This window comes from Cytobacillus sp. IB215665, from assembly GCF_033963835.1.
GTDB lineage: Bacteria > Bacillota > Bacilli > Bacillales > SM2101 > Nanhaiella.
This window is the reverse complement of the sequence record NZ_JAXBME010000002.1, coordinates 302,142-321,083: the sequence shown is the minus strand read 5'-3', so window position 1 is coordinate 321,083 and position 18,942 is coordinate 302,142. Positions and strand designations below refer to the sequence as shown.

The following is an 18,942-nucleotide window of genomic DNA, read 5'->3' as shown; positions in this document are numbered from 1 at the left end:
TAGAACTAATAACGTTTAAAATTATACCTACGTGGATAAAACCTCGTTTTATTGTTGTAATTTAGTAAAGAGGACAACATAGCTTTCAAACAGCATCTCTTATTAATAACGTTTTTCAAATCTATTTCTAATAAATACAGCTATTGAATTCATAACAATTAAGACAACCAACAACACAATAATTCCGGCTGCAGCTACATGTTGAAAATCTTCTTGTGGCCTTCCAGTCCAGTTGTATATTTGTAATGGCATGGCAGTAAATGAGTCTAATAAATTATCTGGTAAGAACATAACAAAGGTTGGAATTCCAACAACTACTAATGGAGCAGTTTCTCCAATTGCACGAGAAAGCGCTAAAATACTACCTGTTAACATACCTGGGATGGCAGCAGGTAAAACTACTCTACGAATTGTTTGCCATTTCGTTGCCCCCATACCATAAGATGCTTCTCTTAATTCATTCGGCACAGCTTTTATCGCTTCTTGTGATGCAACAACGATAACTGGCAATATTAATAAGCTCATCGTCAACCCCGCAGCCAATACACTTGTGCCTAAATGTAAAGCTCTAACAAATACTGTTAATCCTAATAAACCAAAAACGATTGATGGTACTCCCGCTAAATTTGAAATATTTGTTTGAATAAAATCATTAAAACGATTTTTCTTCGCGTATTCCTCTAGATAAATAGCGGTTCCTATACCAATAATCATTGAAACAGGAGCAACGACAGCCATTAGCCAAATCGAGCCAATTAACGCTGCTTTAATTCCTGCCCGTTCTGCTCTTGGAGCAGCATTATTTTGTAAAAAGTCTAAATCTAACCAGCTTAATCCTTGAGTCAATACCCGATACAATAACATTGCTAACACAACTAATCCAAACATTGTTGCAGCATAAAAAAGAATTTTATACAAATTATTTATCAATAGTCTTCTTGACATTAAGCGTTGAACATGATCTTTATCAATTAACTTCATGTTAATATTCCTCCCTGAAGCGGCGTGAAATATAACGAGCAATCAAATTCATTATTAAAGTAAATACGAATAGGGTCATCCCTACTGCATAAACACTGTAATAAATCGTTGTTCCATAGCCCGCATCACCTAGACTCACTTGTACGATGTAAGCAGTCATCGTTTGTATCGATTGCGTAACGTCTAATGAAAATGTAGGTGTTGCACCACCTGCAACAGTTACAATCATCGTTTCACCAATCGCCCTAGAAATAGCTAAGACAAATGAGGCAATGATACCAGATAAAGCTGCAGGAAGAACAACTTTGATTGCTACTTCAAACTTCGTTGCACCTAAAGCTAATGCTCCCTCACGAATTTTATTAGGAACCGAGCTCATCGCATCTTCAGATAATGAGGCAACCATTGGAATAATCATTATTCCAACAACGATACCTGGACTCAAGGCGTTAAAAATTGATAAACCAGGAATAATCTTTTGAAGTATAGGTGTTACAAACGTTAATGCAAAAAAACCATAAACAATCGTCGGGATTCCAGCTAGCACTTCAAGAATCGGTTTTATAGTCTTTCTAGTCTTTTCTGAAGCATATTCACTCAAAAATATAGCTGAAGCAACACCGATCGGTATTGCCACAATCATTGCAATGACTGTAATTAGCAATGTACCTGAAATCAATGCACCTATACCATAGGATGGATTACTAGATGAGAATGGTTTCCAAGCTGTTGACGTAAAAAAATCTACAATTGATACTCTATTAAAGAAAGTTATCGTCTCAAATATAAGGGTAAAGATAATCCCTACCGTAGTTAATACAGAGATAAGTGCAGTAATAAATAATATTTTTGGTACTAACTTTTCAGCCATGTTTGAAATGCCCTTTTTCTGTTTGTTTTCTTGAATCATCTCTTTGACTGAATATCTATCTATATTTGGTCTTTCGATAGCCACTAATGAAAACCCCTTTCCACCCATAACAGAGTGAGAAGCATCACCCACCGCTTCTCACTACATGTTCTTTCTTTATTTTTTGTGTTCTTCAATTTTTGCCAATTGCTCATCATATTGTTCTTGAGGTAAACGTACGTAACCAACTTCTTCAGCTGCTGTAGCTGCATTTTCTAATGTATAATGAACAAAATCATATACTTGTGCTTCACCTAAAGATTCAACATTAACATATGTGAATAAAGGACGTGATAAAGGTGTATATTCACCTGTTTCAATTGTGTCCCCATTAGGTTTAACCCCGTTAATTTTTACAGCAGTTAATTTATCTTGATTTTCTAGGTAATAAGCATATCCGAAGAACCCAATAGCATAATCATCACCAGAAACACCTGTGACAAGCGTGTTATCATCTTCTGATAACGTAATGTTATCTTCTTCAATTTGTTGTTCCTCTAAAATGACTTCATCAAAGTAATCATATGTTCCTGAATCTGTGCCTGGAGCATAAAATTCTATTTCTTCTGCTGGCCAATCAGGATTTATGTCAGACCATTTTTTTGTTTCAAGAGAATCGTTTTCTAACCAAATCTTTCGTAAATCTTCAACAGTTAAATCTTTTGCAAAGTCATTAGTTTTGTTTACTACAATCGTTAAGCCATCAAATGCAAGCTCTAATTCAATATATTCAATATTATTTTCTTTAGCTATATCCGCTTCTTCTTGCTTAATCGGACGTGAAGCATTGCTTAAATCCGTTTCCCCTACGACGAATTTTTTAAAGCCTCCTCCTGAACCAGATAATCCAACTGGAACCTCTACTTCTGGTTGCACACTATAATATTCGTATGCTACTGCTTCCATAATAGGAAATACAGTAGAAGAGCCGTCTATGATGACCGATCCTTGAAGTTTATCTCCAGCTTCAGATTGAGTGTTATCATCTGATGCTTCATCGGAGCCACAAGCTGCTGAAAAAGCCATAGTTGCTCCTAACATTGTTGATAATGCTAAAACTTTAAAGTTCTTCATCTTCATTATTCCCCCTAGGAAAAATTCGTTTGTTTTGTCTTACCGTTATTAGAATAACGCTTGACTATTAATGTGGTTTTAACCATTTGTTAAACTATTGTAAAGATCGAATATTATGCTGAATTTTGTTGAATAATAAGCTTCTTTTTGAAAAAATTATTACTAATGCTAGTAAGTTAGACTAGCTAAATGTATTTTTCTGAGATTGTCATAGTTTTATAGAAGAATAGCTGTATGAATATACGTGTTTATCCTTAGTTCGAAGAAAAGCCGATAGGAAAAGTGAAGTGACTCGGCAAGGTTTTAATGATCAGTATAATTTGTATTAACATTACAACTGACCTTATTTGTAAATGTTGTAAGTATTTATTTAACTATCATATAGAAGAAAAGCAGCCACTAATGATCAAAGATACATATTTATTTCTCAATACTCATTGCGAAAACAGCAAAAAAAGCACTCAAAGTTGAAGTGCTTTTTTTAAAATTGTAAACCTTTATTCACTTTCATCTTCAGTTGTTGTATCAATTACTTCTGACTCCGACTCTGTATTAGTAGCTTCTTCCGTAGATTGCTGTGTTGTACCACTTGCCCTTTGTTGTTTGAGATCAAAATATGTGTCCAAGATCCTTTTACCAATATCTTTGTTTATTTGACTTTTACCTGTTGTATCAGCGTTTGGAACAACAACAGCAAATGAGACCTCAGGATTATCGAATGGAGCATATCCAATTAATGTTAAGTTATAAGCAAGTGTTTCTCCGTCTGGATATACCTCAGCTGTTCCTGTTTTTCCAGCAGGTTTGTAAGTACTCGCTCCGAAATGACCGAAGGCTGTTCCTCCAGTTTCCTGCATAACTTGACGAAACCCTTCTTGCACTTGTTCAATATATTCTGTCTTCATGTCAATCTTATTTAACACCAAAGGTTCAAATTCTTTTAATACAGGTCCCAACCCTTCTTGGTCGGGAGATGGCTCATGAATATCCTTCACAACTTGAGGCTTAATTCTATAACCACCATTGGCTATCGTTGACACATATTGTGTAAGCTGTAGAGGCGTATATGTATCATATTGTCCAATGGCCATGTCTAGCAGTAAACCTGAGGTTGTGTCTTGTCCCACATAACCAGTTCCTTCTCCTGGCAAATCAATTCCTGTTTTTATTCCCAGTCCGAATTGGTTAAAATAGTAGCGAAATAAATCAAACGCTTCTGGATTTGATGGTATAGGTTGGTTTCTTTGATATTCTCCACCTAATAATGAAATTGCAATTTTAAACATATATACGTTCGATGACCTTTTAAGAGCATATAGATCATTAATCCGGCCCATTACCTCCCATGATTTTTTTGGGGGAGAACCTTTAATATATAATACCTCGTCTAATTTCCTCTCACCAGGATTAACAACACCTGTTTCATACCCAGTTAACAAAGTTGCGCCTTTCACTGTTGATCCCATTTCAAAAGCTTCTTGAAAGGTCCCGATAGCATAATCCCAAAGCTCTACTTCACCTTGTTCATTTGTCGTATATTGCTTTCCTGCTAACGAAAGCACTTCTCCAGTTGATGGATTCATCATAACAACAAAAGCACGGTCTAAAAATGCAGATCCTGGTTTGCTTTTTGCATTTAATAATTCTTCTTCAATAATTTGTTCAACAGCAATTTGCAAATCCATATCAATAGAAAGAACAAGATCTTTACCGTTTTCACCTTCAGTAATTACTTCCTGATCAAGTGGATTGCCTGCCTTGTCTGTAATATTTTTTACCTTCTCTTTTTGTCCATGTAACACTTCTTCGTATTGCTTCTCAATATAGCTTTTACCTACACGGTCATTACGACTATATTCTTTGGCGACATAATAGTCTTCTACTTCAGAAGGTAATCCTTCCTTTGAAGATGTAATATTTCCCAATACTGTTCGAAAGGTATCACCGTATGGGTATTCACGTAACCAATCTGTGGTCGTATCCACACCAGGCAATTGAGCTAAATGTTCACTTACAACTGCATACTCTTCTTCAGTAACTTCATCATTCTCATTTTCACTTCTACTTTTGACGATTTGTGGTGTGAGTGCATATCCACTAAATTCTCTATATATTGCTAAGACTTCTAACTCTTGTCCAGTTATTGTGGCAAGTTCCTCTTCAGTGATTCTATCAAGCTGAAGCTTATATATATCTTTTGCTTCAAGTTCACCGTCATCTTCTTTGTTTAATTCTTCTTTTGTTATTTTTTCTAAAGCTTCTTCAGGGTGTGTTAACAGCCAAAAGTCTTTTTTATCACGTTCAGTTACACTTTCAGTATCCTTATCAATAAATATTGCAAGATCTCTCGCAACCTCGAGACGCTCATCCGCTGTTGTACCTTGAAAACCTGTATATGTAATCGCGTTTAACGGTATATTATCCACAATGACATTACCGTTCCTATCATATATTTTTCCTCTTGGAACGGATGCGCTAACAGTCACCTCTTCTTTTTTTTCAATTTCACGTTTGTAATCTTCCCCGTAAACGATCTGAGTAAGACCAAGCTTTAAAATCAGGGTAGAAAATAGTAAAAAAACGATAAAAAATAACACATTCAACCGAAATGGGAGATGATTCCTTTTCTTTTTATTTTTTTTCTGTTTCTTTTTCATTCATTCACCTACTACATTAATTATTTCATTAATATTTATTTTATATAATAGCAGCTGAATTTTCCATTGTTAAAATATGAAAAAGGCAATTCAACTATACAGATGAACCACCTTCTCGATTTCCAACTTGTTGAGTACATTCGTCAGCTTGTTTATTTGATTCTACATTTTTTTCATCTACAAACTCGATATTTCTTATAAAAAGATAAATGAACGCGTGACCGGTACCTATGATGGCTAACAAGATTGGGATACTTACTTGTTCATCAAAAAAAGAAACTGCGATTAAAAATAGTAAAATTGAGACAATCCTTCCACCATTTAAAAACAACTCACGTACGACAATATATTCAATTCTCATTTGTGCTGCATTCCATCCTTTGCCAATAACATCATAAGTTAATGAAATGTATGGAACTAAAAGCATCGGATAAGCAATTGCGATGGCGATGGCATACATAATGAGCTTTGTATAAGTGACATTAAACAATATTAAAAAAATGGACATATATAGCAACAAGCCACCTAATAAGATTGCCTTTTTTCGATATTTTTGTTTTATTAATCGCGTTGCTAAATAATATGCAACAAATGAAATAGCTGAATTAACTAACCCAAATGTCCCTAGTGCTAATTCACTATTCGTTGTAATAAATACTAAGACAGAAACAACAAAGACAAAGGTTCCTTCTCGTACACCTTGAAAAAAGTGCGCATTTGTAATATTTGCCCAATTTTTGTTATACCTTCGTTCTTGGATGATTCTCTTTAATACAAATTCACCTTCTGCCGCTCTTGGTTGTAAAAACAAGCTAAATATTACAGCCCCGATAAATAATGCAAGAGATATTGAAAAAATAACTGTGTAACCTGTGAATTTTTCCATTCTAGATATTATAAAACCCGCAGCTATTGGACCGATCATTCCTCCGAATGAAGTAACGATTCCTAAAAAGCCATTAAAAAAATCACGTGTTTCTGGTTCAGTTATTTCGAAGGTAAGTACATTGTAGGCCAACCAATAAAACCCGTATCCAATTCCAAGCAGTCCCCCAAGAACTATTAAATACCGAGACGCTTGATCACCAAAAAAAAGAACAGCTATAAAAAATATTGCAAGAAATGTTACACCTAGCCTTAGTACTAGAACGCGATCGATCTTCTTTGCCCATCTTCCCGCCACTATAAATGTTAATGGTTGCATAATAACAATTGATAAGTTGTAAATCCCTAAATCTTTAAATTGACCTGATTGCTTCCATAAATACACATTTACGAATGTATTTGATAAAGCAATACTTAATGCATACAGCCCTCCAATTATTAATAATAATAGTAAATCCTTATTAACATCCACATCACCAATTATCTTGCGTAAAGCCGACATTGAAAAACTCCCCTTCTTTATCTACAAAGTAGTTTTCCAATTAGGCGATTTAGTTATGTATATAGAAATAGGCTTTTTAAAATGACATATATGAAGCAGGCAAAGACTGTTGCTGTATAAATTATGGTTTAACATAAACATGAACACAACTATTAATAGGTTGGGAAATAAACGTAACATAAATTGGTTTTATTAAACAACATTAGAATAGCTTTTTTCGTAAACTCTGTTGCTTTTATTACGAAAGACAATAAATTATGCCGAAAAACAGCATAAATAAAACTTTATAACAAAAAAACAACAGAGATTGTATCCTCTGTTGTTTGAGTGTTTACTATTTATTTCGCAGCTGAATAAAGCTTTGCTACTTCATCCCAATTTACAACATTCCAAAAAGCTGAAATGTAATCTGGGCGACGGTTTTGATAGTTTAAGTAATAGGCATGCTCCCATACATCTAATCCAAGAATTGGCGTATTCCCATCCATAAGTGGTGTATCTTGGTTTGGTGTGCTCGTCACTTCTAGCTCACCGTTGTTAACAACTAACCATGCCCAACCTGAACCAAATCGAGTAGCTCCAGCTTTTGCAAACGCTTCTTTGAAGCTGTCAAAGCTTCCGAACTTATTGTTTATCTCATCTGCAAGCTCACCAGTTGGTGCGCCCCCACCATTTGGTGATAAAATCGTCCAGAATAAGCTATGGTTCGCATGACCTCCACCGTTGTTACGTACTGCAGTACGAGCAGCTTCAGGAACAGCGTCTAAGTTACCCATTAGATCTTCAATGCTTTTGCTTAGAAGCTCTTCATTTCCTTCTAATGCAGCATTAAGATTTGTTACATAAGCATTGTGATGTTTTGTGTGATGAATTGTCATCGTTTCTTTGTCAATGTGAGGTGCTAATGCATCATATTCATAAGGTAATTTTGGTAATTCAAATGCCATAATAATTCCTCCTCAAATTATGTAATGAATAGTGTTCAATCATAGACTTTTGAACACTAAATGTGAACTGGGCAACATTCATTTTCATAATTACTAAACATGAATGTTTCTTAAGTTCGTTGCTTATAGATTAGCAAATTTTCCACAATATTTCAATTAATTTGCTTGTAACAAACCCTAATTTACTATATGTATTTTTGACTCTTCTCATTCAATCAAACAAAAAAAGCCTTCAATATATTAATGAAAGGCTTGCTTAGATGGACCCTGCAGGACTCGAACCTGCGACCGGACGGTTATGAGCCGTCAGCTCTAACCAACTGAGCTAAGGGTCCATGTCAAAAGCTCCATATTACCATACTAACATTGTAAATCTTTCTTTACAAAGCAGTAAATAAAAAATATGTAATCATAATTAATTGGATGAACCCTTTTGCCACTACACCGCTTAAAAATCCAAATAATGACCCTAAGCCAATTTTTGTCGCCTCTTTAACATTTTTCTTGTGAACAACTAACTCAGCTACAACAGCACCTAGAAATGGTCCGAGAATGATCCCAGCTACTGGTATTACAAAAGGTCCTACTAACAAGCCAATTGTACTGCCCCATACAGCTGCTTGGCTTCCACCTAGCTTTTTGACACCGATTAGATTTGCTGCATAATCAGCACCAAATAATAACAAAACAAACGTTCCTTGGATCATCCAAAATAACATTGAAAATTGCTCAAAGCTAATTAGAAACCCATAAATTAAAAAACCAGCTACGATAAAAAGTACACTTGGAATAATCGGATATATTAAACCAACAAAAGAAACGATAAAACAGCAAATCACTATTATCCAAATTAATAACTCCATCACCAAGCCCCCTGATACTTGTTAATAGCAATTTCATACTAGCATCGTTCGTTTATGTTAGTCAATTAACTTACAAGGCTCTGTTCATAAACTTTGTTGCTATTTTTACTAAATATGGACGGTATAAAATCAGCAAGATGCCACGAACGGAGATGTATACTTGCTTAAATCTCAAGAACGGAACAATTTACGAATCTACAACAGAAAAACGAACTTATATTTGTTTGTTACAGCTATTCAGGAGACTAGATACCTAGGTTATAGTTTACTGTTTGCATATTTCTTATCACGAGAACAATTAAATGGAAAATAGCGTAAAACAAAGAGGTATGTTAAAAATCTAATTTCGATTTCTAACGTACCTCTTTTGTGATTGTATGCTTATTTTTACTCTCCTAATACCGCTTCAGCGATATTAACAGCGTGATCACCTATACGTTCTAAATTACTTACGATGTCTACAAATACAATACCAGCTTGTCCAGTGCATTTGCCTTCATTTAATCGTAAAATATGCTTTTTACGCAATGTTCGTTCCATCTTATCAATCTTGTCTTCTTTCTTCACAACTTCTCTTGCTAAATCTTTATCGTTTTCTTCAAGAGATTGAATTGCTTCTTTCACAGTGGAAATGGTTAATTCAAACATTTCTTTTAAATCAGCTTTTGCTAAATCAGTCATCTTCACTTTATTTGATAGCTGATAGTCAACCAACTCCACAATATTTTCAAAATGATCACCTATACGTTCAATATCTCGTACGGTATCCATTAACACTGAGTGCTCTTCTGATTCATTTTGTGACAATGAAGCTGAAGAGAGTAACACTAAATAATCAGTAATTTTCCGGTCTAAATTATTGATGGCACTCTCTAGTTGCATAGATAGATCAGCATGTTTCTGCAAATTGCTGTTTAAATATTTATGTGACTCTTCTAAACCTAGAGTAGCAAACTCACCCATTCTAACAACTTCTTCTTTAGCTTGACCTAATGCAATAGATGGTGATTGCTCAATAAAGTTAGGATCCAAATGCTTAGCTTTATATTCCACTACCGAATCATTACCAGGTATAAGTTTTGTTACAATATATGCCAATACACCTATAAACGGTAATTGAATCAACGTATTCGTTATATTAAAGGCTCCATGCGCGAATGCAATCGTCATTTCTGGATTTAAATTAAATGCCTCTTGTAGCATAATAACCAATTGTGTATAGAGCTTCAACCCAATTAGAAATATGGTTGCTCCAACCAAGTTAAATAGCACATGTGTTAAAGCAGCTCGTCTAGCTGCAACTGATGCTCCAATTGAAGCTAATATCGCAGTGATCGTTGTACCAAGATTATCACCAAATAAAACAGGCAATGCAGCGTTTAAATCCAACAGACCTTGACCATACAATTCCTGCAATATCCCAATGGTTGCACTCGAACTTTGCACGATGACAGTAAATATTGTTCCAATAGCAACTCCAAGAATTGGAATTTCACTCATGTTTACTGTTAACTCAGCAAATGATTCTAGTGAACGTAGTGGTTTCATCCCCGAACTCATTAGTTTCAAACCATAAAAAAGTGCACCAAAGCCAAATACTACTTGGCCAAAATTGTGAATTTTCTTATTTTTAAAGAAAAAGAGTAGGAGAGCACCTGCGGCTATAATTGGTAGTGCGTAATTTGACAATTTGATACCGATAATAAATGCAGTAACAGTCGTCCCAATATTTGCCCCCATGATTACACCAATTGCTTGTCTTAAATTCATAAAGCCGGCACTGACTAAACCAACTGTAATTACAGTTGTACCAGAGCTACTTTGAATTAACACTGTTACAATAATACCAGCTAAGACACCCATAAATGGGTTGGTCGTAAAGCGATCTAAGATATCTCTTAATTTGTCACCTGCGGATTTTTGTAGTCCATCTCCCATATACTTTATCCCAAATAAGAAGATACCTAAACCACCAATAAATTCAAAAATCATCTTTTGAACATCAAGTTCCACTTTTTCTACCTCCGAAAAATTATCTGACTAGTTTCGACACAAGCTTACAAAACCCTATACAATTATTAACGAAATCCATTAGAATTGTAAAGGTTTTTAATAAATAATTTACAATAGCTTAACAATCGAATGAAAGGTGGACAAATTCTGCTAGTGCTTTTCACAAAATAACTGCCAAAAGCAATATTTCAACTTATAAAATGACCATTCATATTAGACGTTGTTTTATAGTTTTCACCACGCTAAAATAATTATGAGAGAGAAAAAGAAAATAAAGGGGATTATTGAGATGTCTATTTTCAGACAATTAGTTAAAAGCTTATATTCAACTAATGATATAGCTAAATTTCGTTTTCAAGGTATAGGAAAAACAATTTTATATGTGTTTTTATTAACATTAATCTCCATTATACCTACAGCATATTTTATTGCCAGTGATATTTCCAAAGGTGTAAATAAAATAAATGATCTTTTTGAGTCAGACCTCCCTTCTTTTTACATTGAGGATGGTAAGTTATCTATTCCTGGCGAAGAACCAATTCTCATTTCAAAAGATGATTTTTCGTTAATCATCGACAGTCGTGAAAATATATCAAATAATGATGCTGTTAATAATATTGATGGTGATGGCTTGGCGTTGCTAAAAAATAGAGCTGTATATGTATCTAATGCCAATGAACAATCTTTTTATTACTCAAGCTTTGGAGATATAACATTTTCTAGTGATGATATGCAAAATGTTATAAGCACATTAGACTCGTTATTAATTATAATCATCCCTGTTTTCATACTTATCATGTATATTTTTTCTAGCGGCATGAAATTTCTAGGCATCACATTACTCGCGTTCATCGGGATGATCATAAATAGTGTCTTAACAAGAAAGATTACATATCGACATTCGTGGATATTATCTGCATATAGTGTAACAATCCCGACTTTATTTTTCACCTTAATGGGCACATTTAACGTCATAATTCCTGCACAATTTACATTAAATGTTATAATAAGTGTTATCATTTTGTCATTAGTCATTCAACAAATACCTATTCCGAAGAAATAAACAACACAGAGTAGACCTAAAAGAGTTTACTCTGTTTTGTTTTACCTTGTTTTAAAATTTTTCTCAAATAAATAACGTAAGTAGAACTATTGTAAACTTAACAATAAGACTAGCTCGGACTATTATTATTTATTATTAATATACATTCTTTACAAATTTTAAGGAATATTTTTATTGGACATGCATACATAGGTATAAAAGCTATGCAAACGGGGTGGAAATAATGAAGAAAAAAATGATAGGCATTATATTATTTTTATTTGTTATTTATATCTTTTATTATGACATAAGCATTGGCTCCTTACCTGTAATTGATTTACAAAAAAATGTGGAAGAAAAAACGCCATTAGTTGATGGGGATGAAACGCCATTAAATATACAGCAAATGGAATATCAGCTTATTCAGGTTAAAAGAGGCGATACAGTGATATCTATTGTCGAAGAGTTATATAATGGTCCCATTCCTGTTTCAATGGAACAGCTCTTAAATGATTTTGAAGCTTTAAATAATAATTTAAAACCAGAACAATTGCAAGCAGGTAAAACATATAAATTCCCTATGTATGACTATTAAGAATTCTGTTAAATTCTTGTCAATTTTATATTTTCACTGTTACAATATTCTATGAGCATAAAGATACTGAAATTAAAGCACATAAAAACAAATATATTTAGAAGATAATCCTTGAAGGAGAGATAAATACGTGAGTCAAATTATACATCGTACCAAAACTCGTCCAGTTAAAGTTGGTAATTTAACAATTGGTGGAAATAACGAGCTAGTTATACAAAGTATGACCACAACAAAAACGCATGATGTCGAAGCCACCGTAGCAGAAATTAAACGCTTAGAAGAAGCTGGATGTCAAATAGTTCGTGTCGCTTGTCCAGATGAACGAGCTGCCAATGCAATTGCAGAAATAAAAAGTCGCATAGACATACCACTTGTAGTTGACATTCATTTTGACTATAAGTTAGCACTCAAGGCAATCGAAGGTGGCGCAGACAAAATTCGCATAAACCCAGGGAATATTGGGCGACGTGAAAAAGTTGAAGCTGTCGTAAATGCTGCAAAAGAAAAAAATATACCTATTCGAATTGGTGTTAACGCTGGATCTCTTGAGAAAAAGATACTAGAGAAATACGGATACCCTACTGCTGATGGTATGGTTGAGAGTGCGTTACACCATATCAAGATATTAGAAGAACTTGATTTCCATGATATCATTGTATCTATGAAAGCTTCGGATGTAAATTTAGCAATCGAAGCTTACGAAAAAGCAGCAAAGGCATTTGATTATCCTTTACATTTAGGCATTACTGAATCAGGTACGTTATTTGCAGGAACAGTAAAAAGTGCAGCTGGCTTAGGTGCCATTTTAAGTAAAGGGATTGGAAATACACTTCGTATTTCTCTTAGTGCAGACCCAGTAGAAGAAGTAAAAGTAGCACGGGAATTACTTAAATCTTTTGGGCTTGCCTCAAATGCAGCAACATTAATTTCATGTCCAACTTGCGGAAGAATTGAAATTGACCTTATTAGTATAGCTAATGAAGTAGAAGACTATATTTCAACAATTAAAGCTCCGATAAAAGTAGCCGTTTTAGGCTGTGCTGTAAATGGTCCAGGAGAGGCTCGAGAAGCGGATATAGGGATTGCAGGGGCTAGAGGTGAAGGACTACTTTTCCGCCACGGTGAAATTGTTCGTAAAGTTCCTGAAGAAACAATGGTAGAAGAACTTAAGAAAGAAATTGATAAAATAGCAGCAGAACATTACGCAAAGCAGTAAACGGAAAAAGCTTGACATATAAATGTCAAGCTTTTTTTCATCATGTTAAAAAAATGGGAGTATAAAGATGCCCAGAACAATGGATACGATACCAATTCCTATCGCCCATGCCCCCATTCCTTCTGCTCCTCTTCTGCGGGCAACAAAACCTAATATGATACCTGCAGCTCCAAAAAGGATTGGAGCGACAAAAAGTGAAATGATCGATAGAGCCAAGGAAAGCCAACCTACCCAGTTATTTTCAACTTCCCTAGTACTACCTAAAGCTTGAACAGGTTCCGCAAACTCCGTTGATGTTTCTTCCATAAAATCCGCTTCTGGATCATTTCTATAGTTATCTCGATAGCCATCATCATTTCTTTCCTGAGCCATGTTTATATACCTCACTTTCTTATGTTAAAGAGGGGCATTATTTAGTATTGTTCTCTAGGAAAGAAATATTTGTGTTAATCTTTGCTTTTATTGGAAGCATCTTTGTATAAATTATCTTGCTATCATTGAAAAAGTACAATAAAAAAACTTTTTTCGATCATTCATGACCTTAAAATAAAAATTCTAGGAACTCAAGATGTATACCTGTTTATATCTCAATACGAAAAAAACAAATAAAATTCAGCATAACTCGGTCTTGTACATATCTCCATGAGACTTAAAAACGCGAAAATGAAAATACCTATAAAAACCTTAAAATCCAACTTATTATAGAACTCATTTATGCATTAGCACAAACTGGACATGTCCCATATACTTCAAATTTATGCCCGGAAACATCATATCCTTGAAAATGATCCGCCAATTGATTCATTGGACAAGAGTGAATTTCTTTCGTTTTCCCACATTGTAAACAAATAAAATGGTGGTGGTGTTCTTTCGTAGCACAAGTAAAACGGAAGTGCTTTTCACCAGATAGTTCAGTCATTTCTAATATATCTAACTTAACAAACAACGATAAATTCCTATATATTGTATCAAAGCTTAAACTAGGATAGTTATCTTTCATCCTCAACAGTACTTCACGGGCAGTTAAATATTTATCTGTATTTGAGAAAAGTTGTAGCATTTCTTCACGCTTACCCGTATATTTATATCCTTCCTTCTTTAATAAATTGATTGCACCAGCAACATTCATTTTTTCTTTCTCCCCACTCTCTTCGTGATTAGAACTAGGATTAATTCTATAACAGCAAAAAGAACAATCGTACCACCGGGTGCCACATCTAAATAATAAGCACTAAACAAACCAAAGAATACGGCTAATTGGGCAAACACAATTGACAAAATAATCGTTTGTTTAAACCCTTTACTAATACGTATACTTGCTGCTACAGGTAATGTCATTAATGAAGAGACTAATAAAATTCCGACAATTCGCATCGATGCAGCAATTGCCAATGCTACCATAACGATAAATAACAAATGCAACCATTTTGTATTCAGACCGCTAGCAGTTGCATGCTCTTCATCAAATGAAAGTAAAAATAATTCTTTATAAAATATGAAAATGATTACACAAACGAACATTAAAATAACTAAAATAGTCCAAACGTCACTCATACTTACAGCGCTCACACTACCGAATAAATACATGAATAGATCTGTATTAAAACCATCAGCTAGTGAAATAAAAACTACACTAAGCCCGATTCCAGTTGAGTGAATGATTGGTATTGCCAACTCTTGATAATGTTTATATACGGATCTAAGTTTTTCAATAAAAATGGAGCCTACTACAGAAAAGCCCATGCCCATATATAATGGGTTCATTCCTTGAAAAACTCCGAGTTTCTTTTCAACAAACAGACTTGCAGCTATACCAGCAAGTGTAACATGGCTTAACGCATCTGCAATCAAAGACTGTCGTCTAACAACTATAAAAACACCAAGTAAAGGTGCTAAAAAACCAATCATCATTCCAGTAATGAAAGCGTTACGTAAAAATTCATATTGAAAAATCTCAATTAACATCATTTATCCTCCATGGTTATGAGTTAAAACGTGGAGATGATGACCATAAAACGTAGATAATGCACCTTCATCAAGGCTTTCAAATTGCTCTGTTTTACCGTGAAAATGTAAAGTCTTATTTAAACAGGCAACATGTGACACTTTATCAGTAATTGTTCCAATATCATGAGTGACTAATAATAAGCTAATCCCCAAGTTCTGATTTAAGTCTTCTAACATATTGTAAAAGCTTTGAACATTTGTAGCATCTACACCTACAGTTGGTTCATCTAAAATTAATAAGGATGGGTCACTAACTATAGCTCGTGCAATAAAAACTCTTTGTTGCTGACCTCCTGATAACTCTCCAATATTTCGATTAGTAAACTGGCTCATTCCTACTGAAGCTATTGCTTTTGATGCAGCTAATTTATGTTCCTTGGAAAAAAATCGAAGTAAACCTACCTTCGAAGTCAACCCACTTAGAACAACTTCAAGCACTGTGGCAGGAAAACCACTGTTAAAACTGTTTGCCTTTTGAGAAACAAATCCAATTTTATGCCAATTTTTAAATTTGTGAATTTCAGTTCCAAACAATCGTATTGATCCAGATTGCGGTTTAATAAGTCCTAAAATACATTTTAATAAAGTTGATTTACCAGACCCATTTGGTCCTACTAACCCTAAAAATGCTCCTTGAGGCATTACTAAATTAATGTCCTCTAAGACATTCTCCTGCTCATAACCAAAGGTTAGATCACCAATTTCTAATATAGGTACATTATTATTTGTCATATCATCACCATTCTATCTTATTAGGAATCATTACGATTTAAACAACAAAATTATACATGAAGCTAGCTCTATTGTAAAGAAAGGCAACTTTCGTAACCCTTGTTAATCATTTCTTACATAGAACAACTTAATAAAGCTCCATGCATCTTCCACCTTTTCATAGCATAAAAGATGCTATGGAAACTTGTTATATATGATCAGCAACGATCATGCGAAAATATCCTAAAGTCATTAGTGTATAGCTGATTTAAACTTAGCTCCTCTCGTTTCTTGAGTGCTCATAATTGTCAAAAATGCATTAGCATCGATTTCATGAACGATCGATTTAAGTTTAGTTACTTCAATCCTTGTCACCACAACGTAAATTACTTCTTTTTCTGCATCTGTAAATCCACCTTTTCCCTTCAACTTAGTTGTACCTCGTCCAAGCCTATGTAATATAGCATCCGATACCTCTTCAAAATAATCGGAAACGATAATGACAGCCTTTGTTTCGTCTAGTCCTTGAATGACAGTGTCAATTGTTTTGAAAGCAATATAATATGTCATCACAGAATACATTGCTTCTTCAGTTCCAAAAACAAATGCTGCCCAAACAAAAATAAAAATATTAATAAACATAACAAACTCGCCTACTGAAAAAGGCAGCTTTTTCGTTAATAAAATCCCAAGAATTTCAGTGCCATCTAAAGATCCGCCATGTCTGATAACTAACCCTACCCCAACACCTAATATTAGACCTCCAAATACAGTTGCCAATATAGGTTCTGGTGTAAATGGTTCAACATTGTGCAGAAGTTGTTCAATAATAGCCAGACAAATAATACCGAACATAGAAGATATCATAAACGTCTTACCTATTTGTTTATACCCAGAATACATAAATGGGATATTTAGTAGAACGACTAACATTGCAAAACTTATATATGAAGGTGTTAAATAATCAATAATTAAAGAGACACCAATAATTCCACCATCAATTATATTATTTGGAACTAAAAATAACTCAATAGAAACAGCTACTAATCCTGCTCCAAATAAAATCATTATGAAGCGATAAAAAAAATGTAGTTTACTTTCTTTTTTATGTTGTCTTGTTGCCATGAGTCTCCCTCCTCAGTGTTGTTATATGTGCTTTAAATTTTCTTTGTATCATTATACTTGTTTCTCCTTGCAAATATGAAGCACCCTTGTTTTATGGAACATAATATTATTCAATATCATACTATGTGTAAGGGGAGGAGAATACAATGAAGCTTTTTCAACACGTGATTAATCAAAAAATAAAACATATGACCGTAAAAGATTTACTTAATTATAGTAAACAATATGACATTAAAATATCGAAGGCACAGGCAAGGCAAATTACAGAGCTTATACAAAAGAGAGATGTAGATATTTTTGAAGATAAAGAGCGAAAAAAACTCATTAAGGAAGTTGCCAAAATTACAAACCCAACTGTAGCTAAGAAAATTAACTCTTTCTTCACTAAATTTATTCAATAAAAGGCTGTCTAATATAAGTTAAGACAGCCCTTTAAATGTTTTGACACAGATCTGTAGGTACATAAATCCTTGTCAATATGTTGACATAGTGATTAAGCTAACCAGCCAAAATTTTTGTAAGTAAATTTGGATTATATTCTTTTTGATTTAACATTTCTATTTCAAATTTATAAGGTGGCTTTTTATTTTTCTTATCTTCCCCTACATATGGAGTTTCTAAGATTTTAGGTATATCTGAAAGTTGCGGATGATGAACAATGTAGCTAAGAGCATCATATCCAATGTGTCCAAACCCAATGTTTTCATGTCTGTCTTTATGAGAATTAGTTGGATTTTTACTGTCATTAATATGTAATACTTTTAAACGGTCAAGTCCGATCACTTGATCGAAATGTTGAAGCACACCATCAAAATCATTCACAATATCATAGCCAGCATCATGAGTGTGACATGTGTCAAAGCAAACAGATAACTTTTCGTTAAGCGTGACACCTTCGATAATTTGAGCTAACTCTTCAAAAGTTCTACCACATTCTGAGCCTTTACCTGCCATCGTTTCCAGAGCAATTTGGACATTTTGCTCAGGCGTTAAAACTTCGTTTAAACCTTCAATAATTTTGTTAATTCCTGCCTCTGCCCCTGCTCCCACATGTGCACCAGGATGAAGAACAATTTGTTTAGCACCTAAAGCTTCAGTTCTTTCAATTTCTGATCGCAAAAAATTGACTCCTAATTCAAACGTTTCTGGTTTTGTCGTATTACCAATATTAATAATATACGGGGCATGAACAACTATATCTTCAATACCATGTTCTCTCATATGAGCATGGCCAGCCTCAATATTCAATTCTTCAATTTTCTTTCTTCGTGTATTTTGTGGAGCACCAGTGTAAATCATAAAAGTATTTGCACCGTATCCCACAGCTTCTTCACTAGCTCCAAGCAACATTTTCTTTCCACTCATAGAGACATGGGAACCTATTTTTATCATACCATTCATCTCCCTTAAAATA

General features: G+C 34.2%; 18 protein-coding genes and 1 tRNA gene. 4 read left to right on the top strand and 15 right to left on the bottom strand.

What is annotated here, in order from left to right; translation table 11 throughout:
* Positions 1-102 precede the first annotated feature (102 nt).
* From pstA to SLH52_RS03485, 9 genes are all read right to left on the bottom strand, one after another.
* Positions 103-981 (bottom strand): phosphate ABC transporter permease PstA, encoded by an 879-nt coding sequence (gene pstA, locus SLH52_RS03525; protein WP_320207904.1) that lies wholly within the window; start codon positions 979-981, stop codon positions 103-105.
* Position 982: 1 nt separating this feature from the next.
* Entirely contained in the window at positions 983-1,891 is a 909-nt protein-coding gene (gene pstC / locus SLH52_RS03520; protein ID WP_413785484.1) for a phosphate ABC transporter permease subunit PstC, read from the bottom strand.
* Between the two features lie 117 nt (positions 1,892-2,008).
* Positions 2,009-2,965 (bottom strand): PstS family phosphate ABC transporter substrate-binding protein, encoded by a 957-nt coding sequence (locus SLH52_RS03515; RefSeq protein ID WP_320207903.1) that lies wholly within the window; start codon positions 2,963-2,965, stop codon positions 2,009-2,011.
* A gap of 497 nt (positions 2,966-3,462) precedes the next feature.
* Positions 3,463-5,622: a penicillin-binding protein 2 gene (locus SLH52_RS03510; protein WP_320207902.1), complete on the bottom strand. Its 2,160-nt coding sequence runs from the start codon at positions 5,620-5,622 to the stop codon at positions 3,463-3,465.
* Between the two features lie 94 nt (positions 5,623-5,716).
* Positions 5,717-7,009 (bottom strand): MFS transporter, encoded by a 1,293-nt coding sequence (locus SLH52_RS03505; protein ID WP_320207901.1) that lies wholly within the window; start codon positions 7,007-7,009, stop codon positions 5,717-5,719.
* Positions 7,010-7,347: 338 nt separating this feature from the next.
* Positions 7,348-7,956: a superoxide dismutase SodA gene (sodA, locus tag SLH52_RS03500; protein ID WP_320207900.1), complete on the bottom strand. Its 609-nt coding sequence runs from the start codon at positions 7,954-7,956 to the stop codon at positions 7,348-7,350.
* A 261-nt stretch (positions 7,957-8,217) separates the two neighbouring features.
* Positions 8,218-8,291, bottom strand: a tRNA-Ile gene (locus SLH52_RS03495).
* 45 nt (positions 8,292-8,336) lie between these two features.
* Complete coding sequence (locus SLH52_RS03490) at positions 8,337-8,819, bottom strand: DUF456 domain-containing protein (protein WP_320207899.1); 483 nt, start codon at positions 8,817-8,819, stop codon at positions 8,337-8,339.
* 387 nt (positions 8,820-9,206) lie between these two features.
* Entirely contained in the window at positions 9,207-10,832 is a 1,626-nt protein-coding gene (locus SLH52_RS03485; RefSeq protein WP_320207898.1) for a Na/Pi cotransporter family protein, read from the bottom strand.
* 289 nt (positions 10,833-11,121) lie between these two features.
* Here SLH52_RS03485 and SLH52_RS03480 point away from each other — a divergent pair, with 289 nt between their 5' ends.
* The 3 genes from SLH52_RS03480 to ispG all read left to right on the top strand — a co-directional run bounded on the left by SLH52_RS03480 (position 11,122) and on the right by ispG (position 13,685).
* Positions 11,122-11,895, top strand: a complete 774-nt coding sequence (locus tag SLH52_RS03480) for a DUF1189 domain-containing protein (RefSeq protein ID WP_320207897.1) — start codon at positions 11,122-11,124, stop codon at positions 11,893-11,895.
* Between the two features lie 223 nt (positions 11,896-12,118).
* A complete protein-coding gene (locus tag SLH52_RS03475) occupies positions 12,119-12,469 on the top strand; it encodes a hypothetical protein (RefSeq protein WP_320207896.1) in 351 nt (116 codons plus the stop codon).
* A 139-nt stretch (positions 12,470-12,608) separates the two neighbouring features.
* Positions 12,609-13,685: a flavodoxin-dependent (E)-4-hydroxy-3-methylbut-2-enyl-diphosphate synthase gene (ispG, locus tag SLH52_RS03470; RefSeq protein WP_320208056.1), complete on the top strand. Its 1,077-nt coding sequence runs from the start codon at positions 12,609-12,611 to the stop codon at positions 13,683-13,685.
* Positions 13,686-13,730: 45 nt separating this feature from the next.
* Here ispG and SLH52_RS03465 read toward each other — a convergent pair whose 3' ends face one another.
* From SLH52_RS03465 to SLH52_RS03445, 5 genes are all read right to left on the bottom strand, one after another.
* Positions 13,731-14,057: a DUF4190 domain-containing protein gene (locus tag SLH52_RS03465; protein WP_320207895.1), complete on the bottom strand. Its 327-nt coding sequence runs from the start codon at positions 14,055-14,057 to the stop codon at positions 13,731-13,733.
* Positions 14,058-14,397: 340 nt separating this feature from the next.
* Positions 14,398-14,814, bottom strand: a complete 417-nt coding sequence (locus SLH52_RS03460) for a Fur family transcriptional regulator (protein ID WP_320207894.1) — start codon at positions 14,812-14,814, stop codon at positions 14,398-14,400.
* Positions 14,811-15,650, bottom strand: coding sequence for a metal ABC transporter permease (locus SLH52_RS03455; RefSeq protein ID WP_320207893.1), 840 nt, complete (start codon positions 15,648-15,650; stop codon positions 14,811-14,813). Before SLH52_RS03455 ends, SLH52_RS03460 begins: the two co-directional genes overlap by 4 nt.
* A 3-nt stretch (positions 15,651-15,653) precedes the next feature.
* Positions 15,654-16,424, bottom strand: a complete 771-nt coding sequence (locus tag SLH52_RS03450; RefSeq protein WP_320207892.1) for a metal ABC transporter ATP-binding protein — start codon at positions 16,422-16,424, stop codon at positions 15,654-15,656.
* A 231-nt stretch (positions 16,425-16,655) separates the two neighbouring features.
* Positions 16,656-17,528, bottom strand: a complete 873-nt coding sequence (locus SLH52_RS03445) for a YitT family protein (protein ID WP_320207891.1) — start codon at positions 17,526-17,528, stop codon at positions 16,656-16,658.
* A gap of 146 nt (positions 17,529-17,674) precedes the next feature.
* On the opposite strand from SLH52_RS03445, the gene SLH52_RS03440 reads away from it, so the two are divergent.
* A complete protein-coding gene (locus SLH52_RS03440) occupies positions 17,675-17,929 on the top strand; it encodes a DUF2624 domain-containing protein (protein WP_320207890.1) in 255 nt (84 codons plus the stop codon).
* Between the two features lie 97 nt (positions 17,930-18,026).
* Here SLH52_RS03440 and SLH52_RS03435 read toward each other — a convergent pair whose 3' ends face one another.
* The gene (locus SLH52_RS03435) at positions 18,027-18,920 is read right to left on the bottom strand and encodes a deoxyribonuclease IV (protein ID WP_320207889.1); all 894 of its coding nucleotides are present in this window, start codon (positions 18,918-18,920) and stop codon (positions 18,027-18,029) included.
* Positions 18,921-18,942 lie beyond the last annotated feature (22 nt).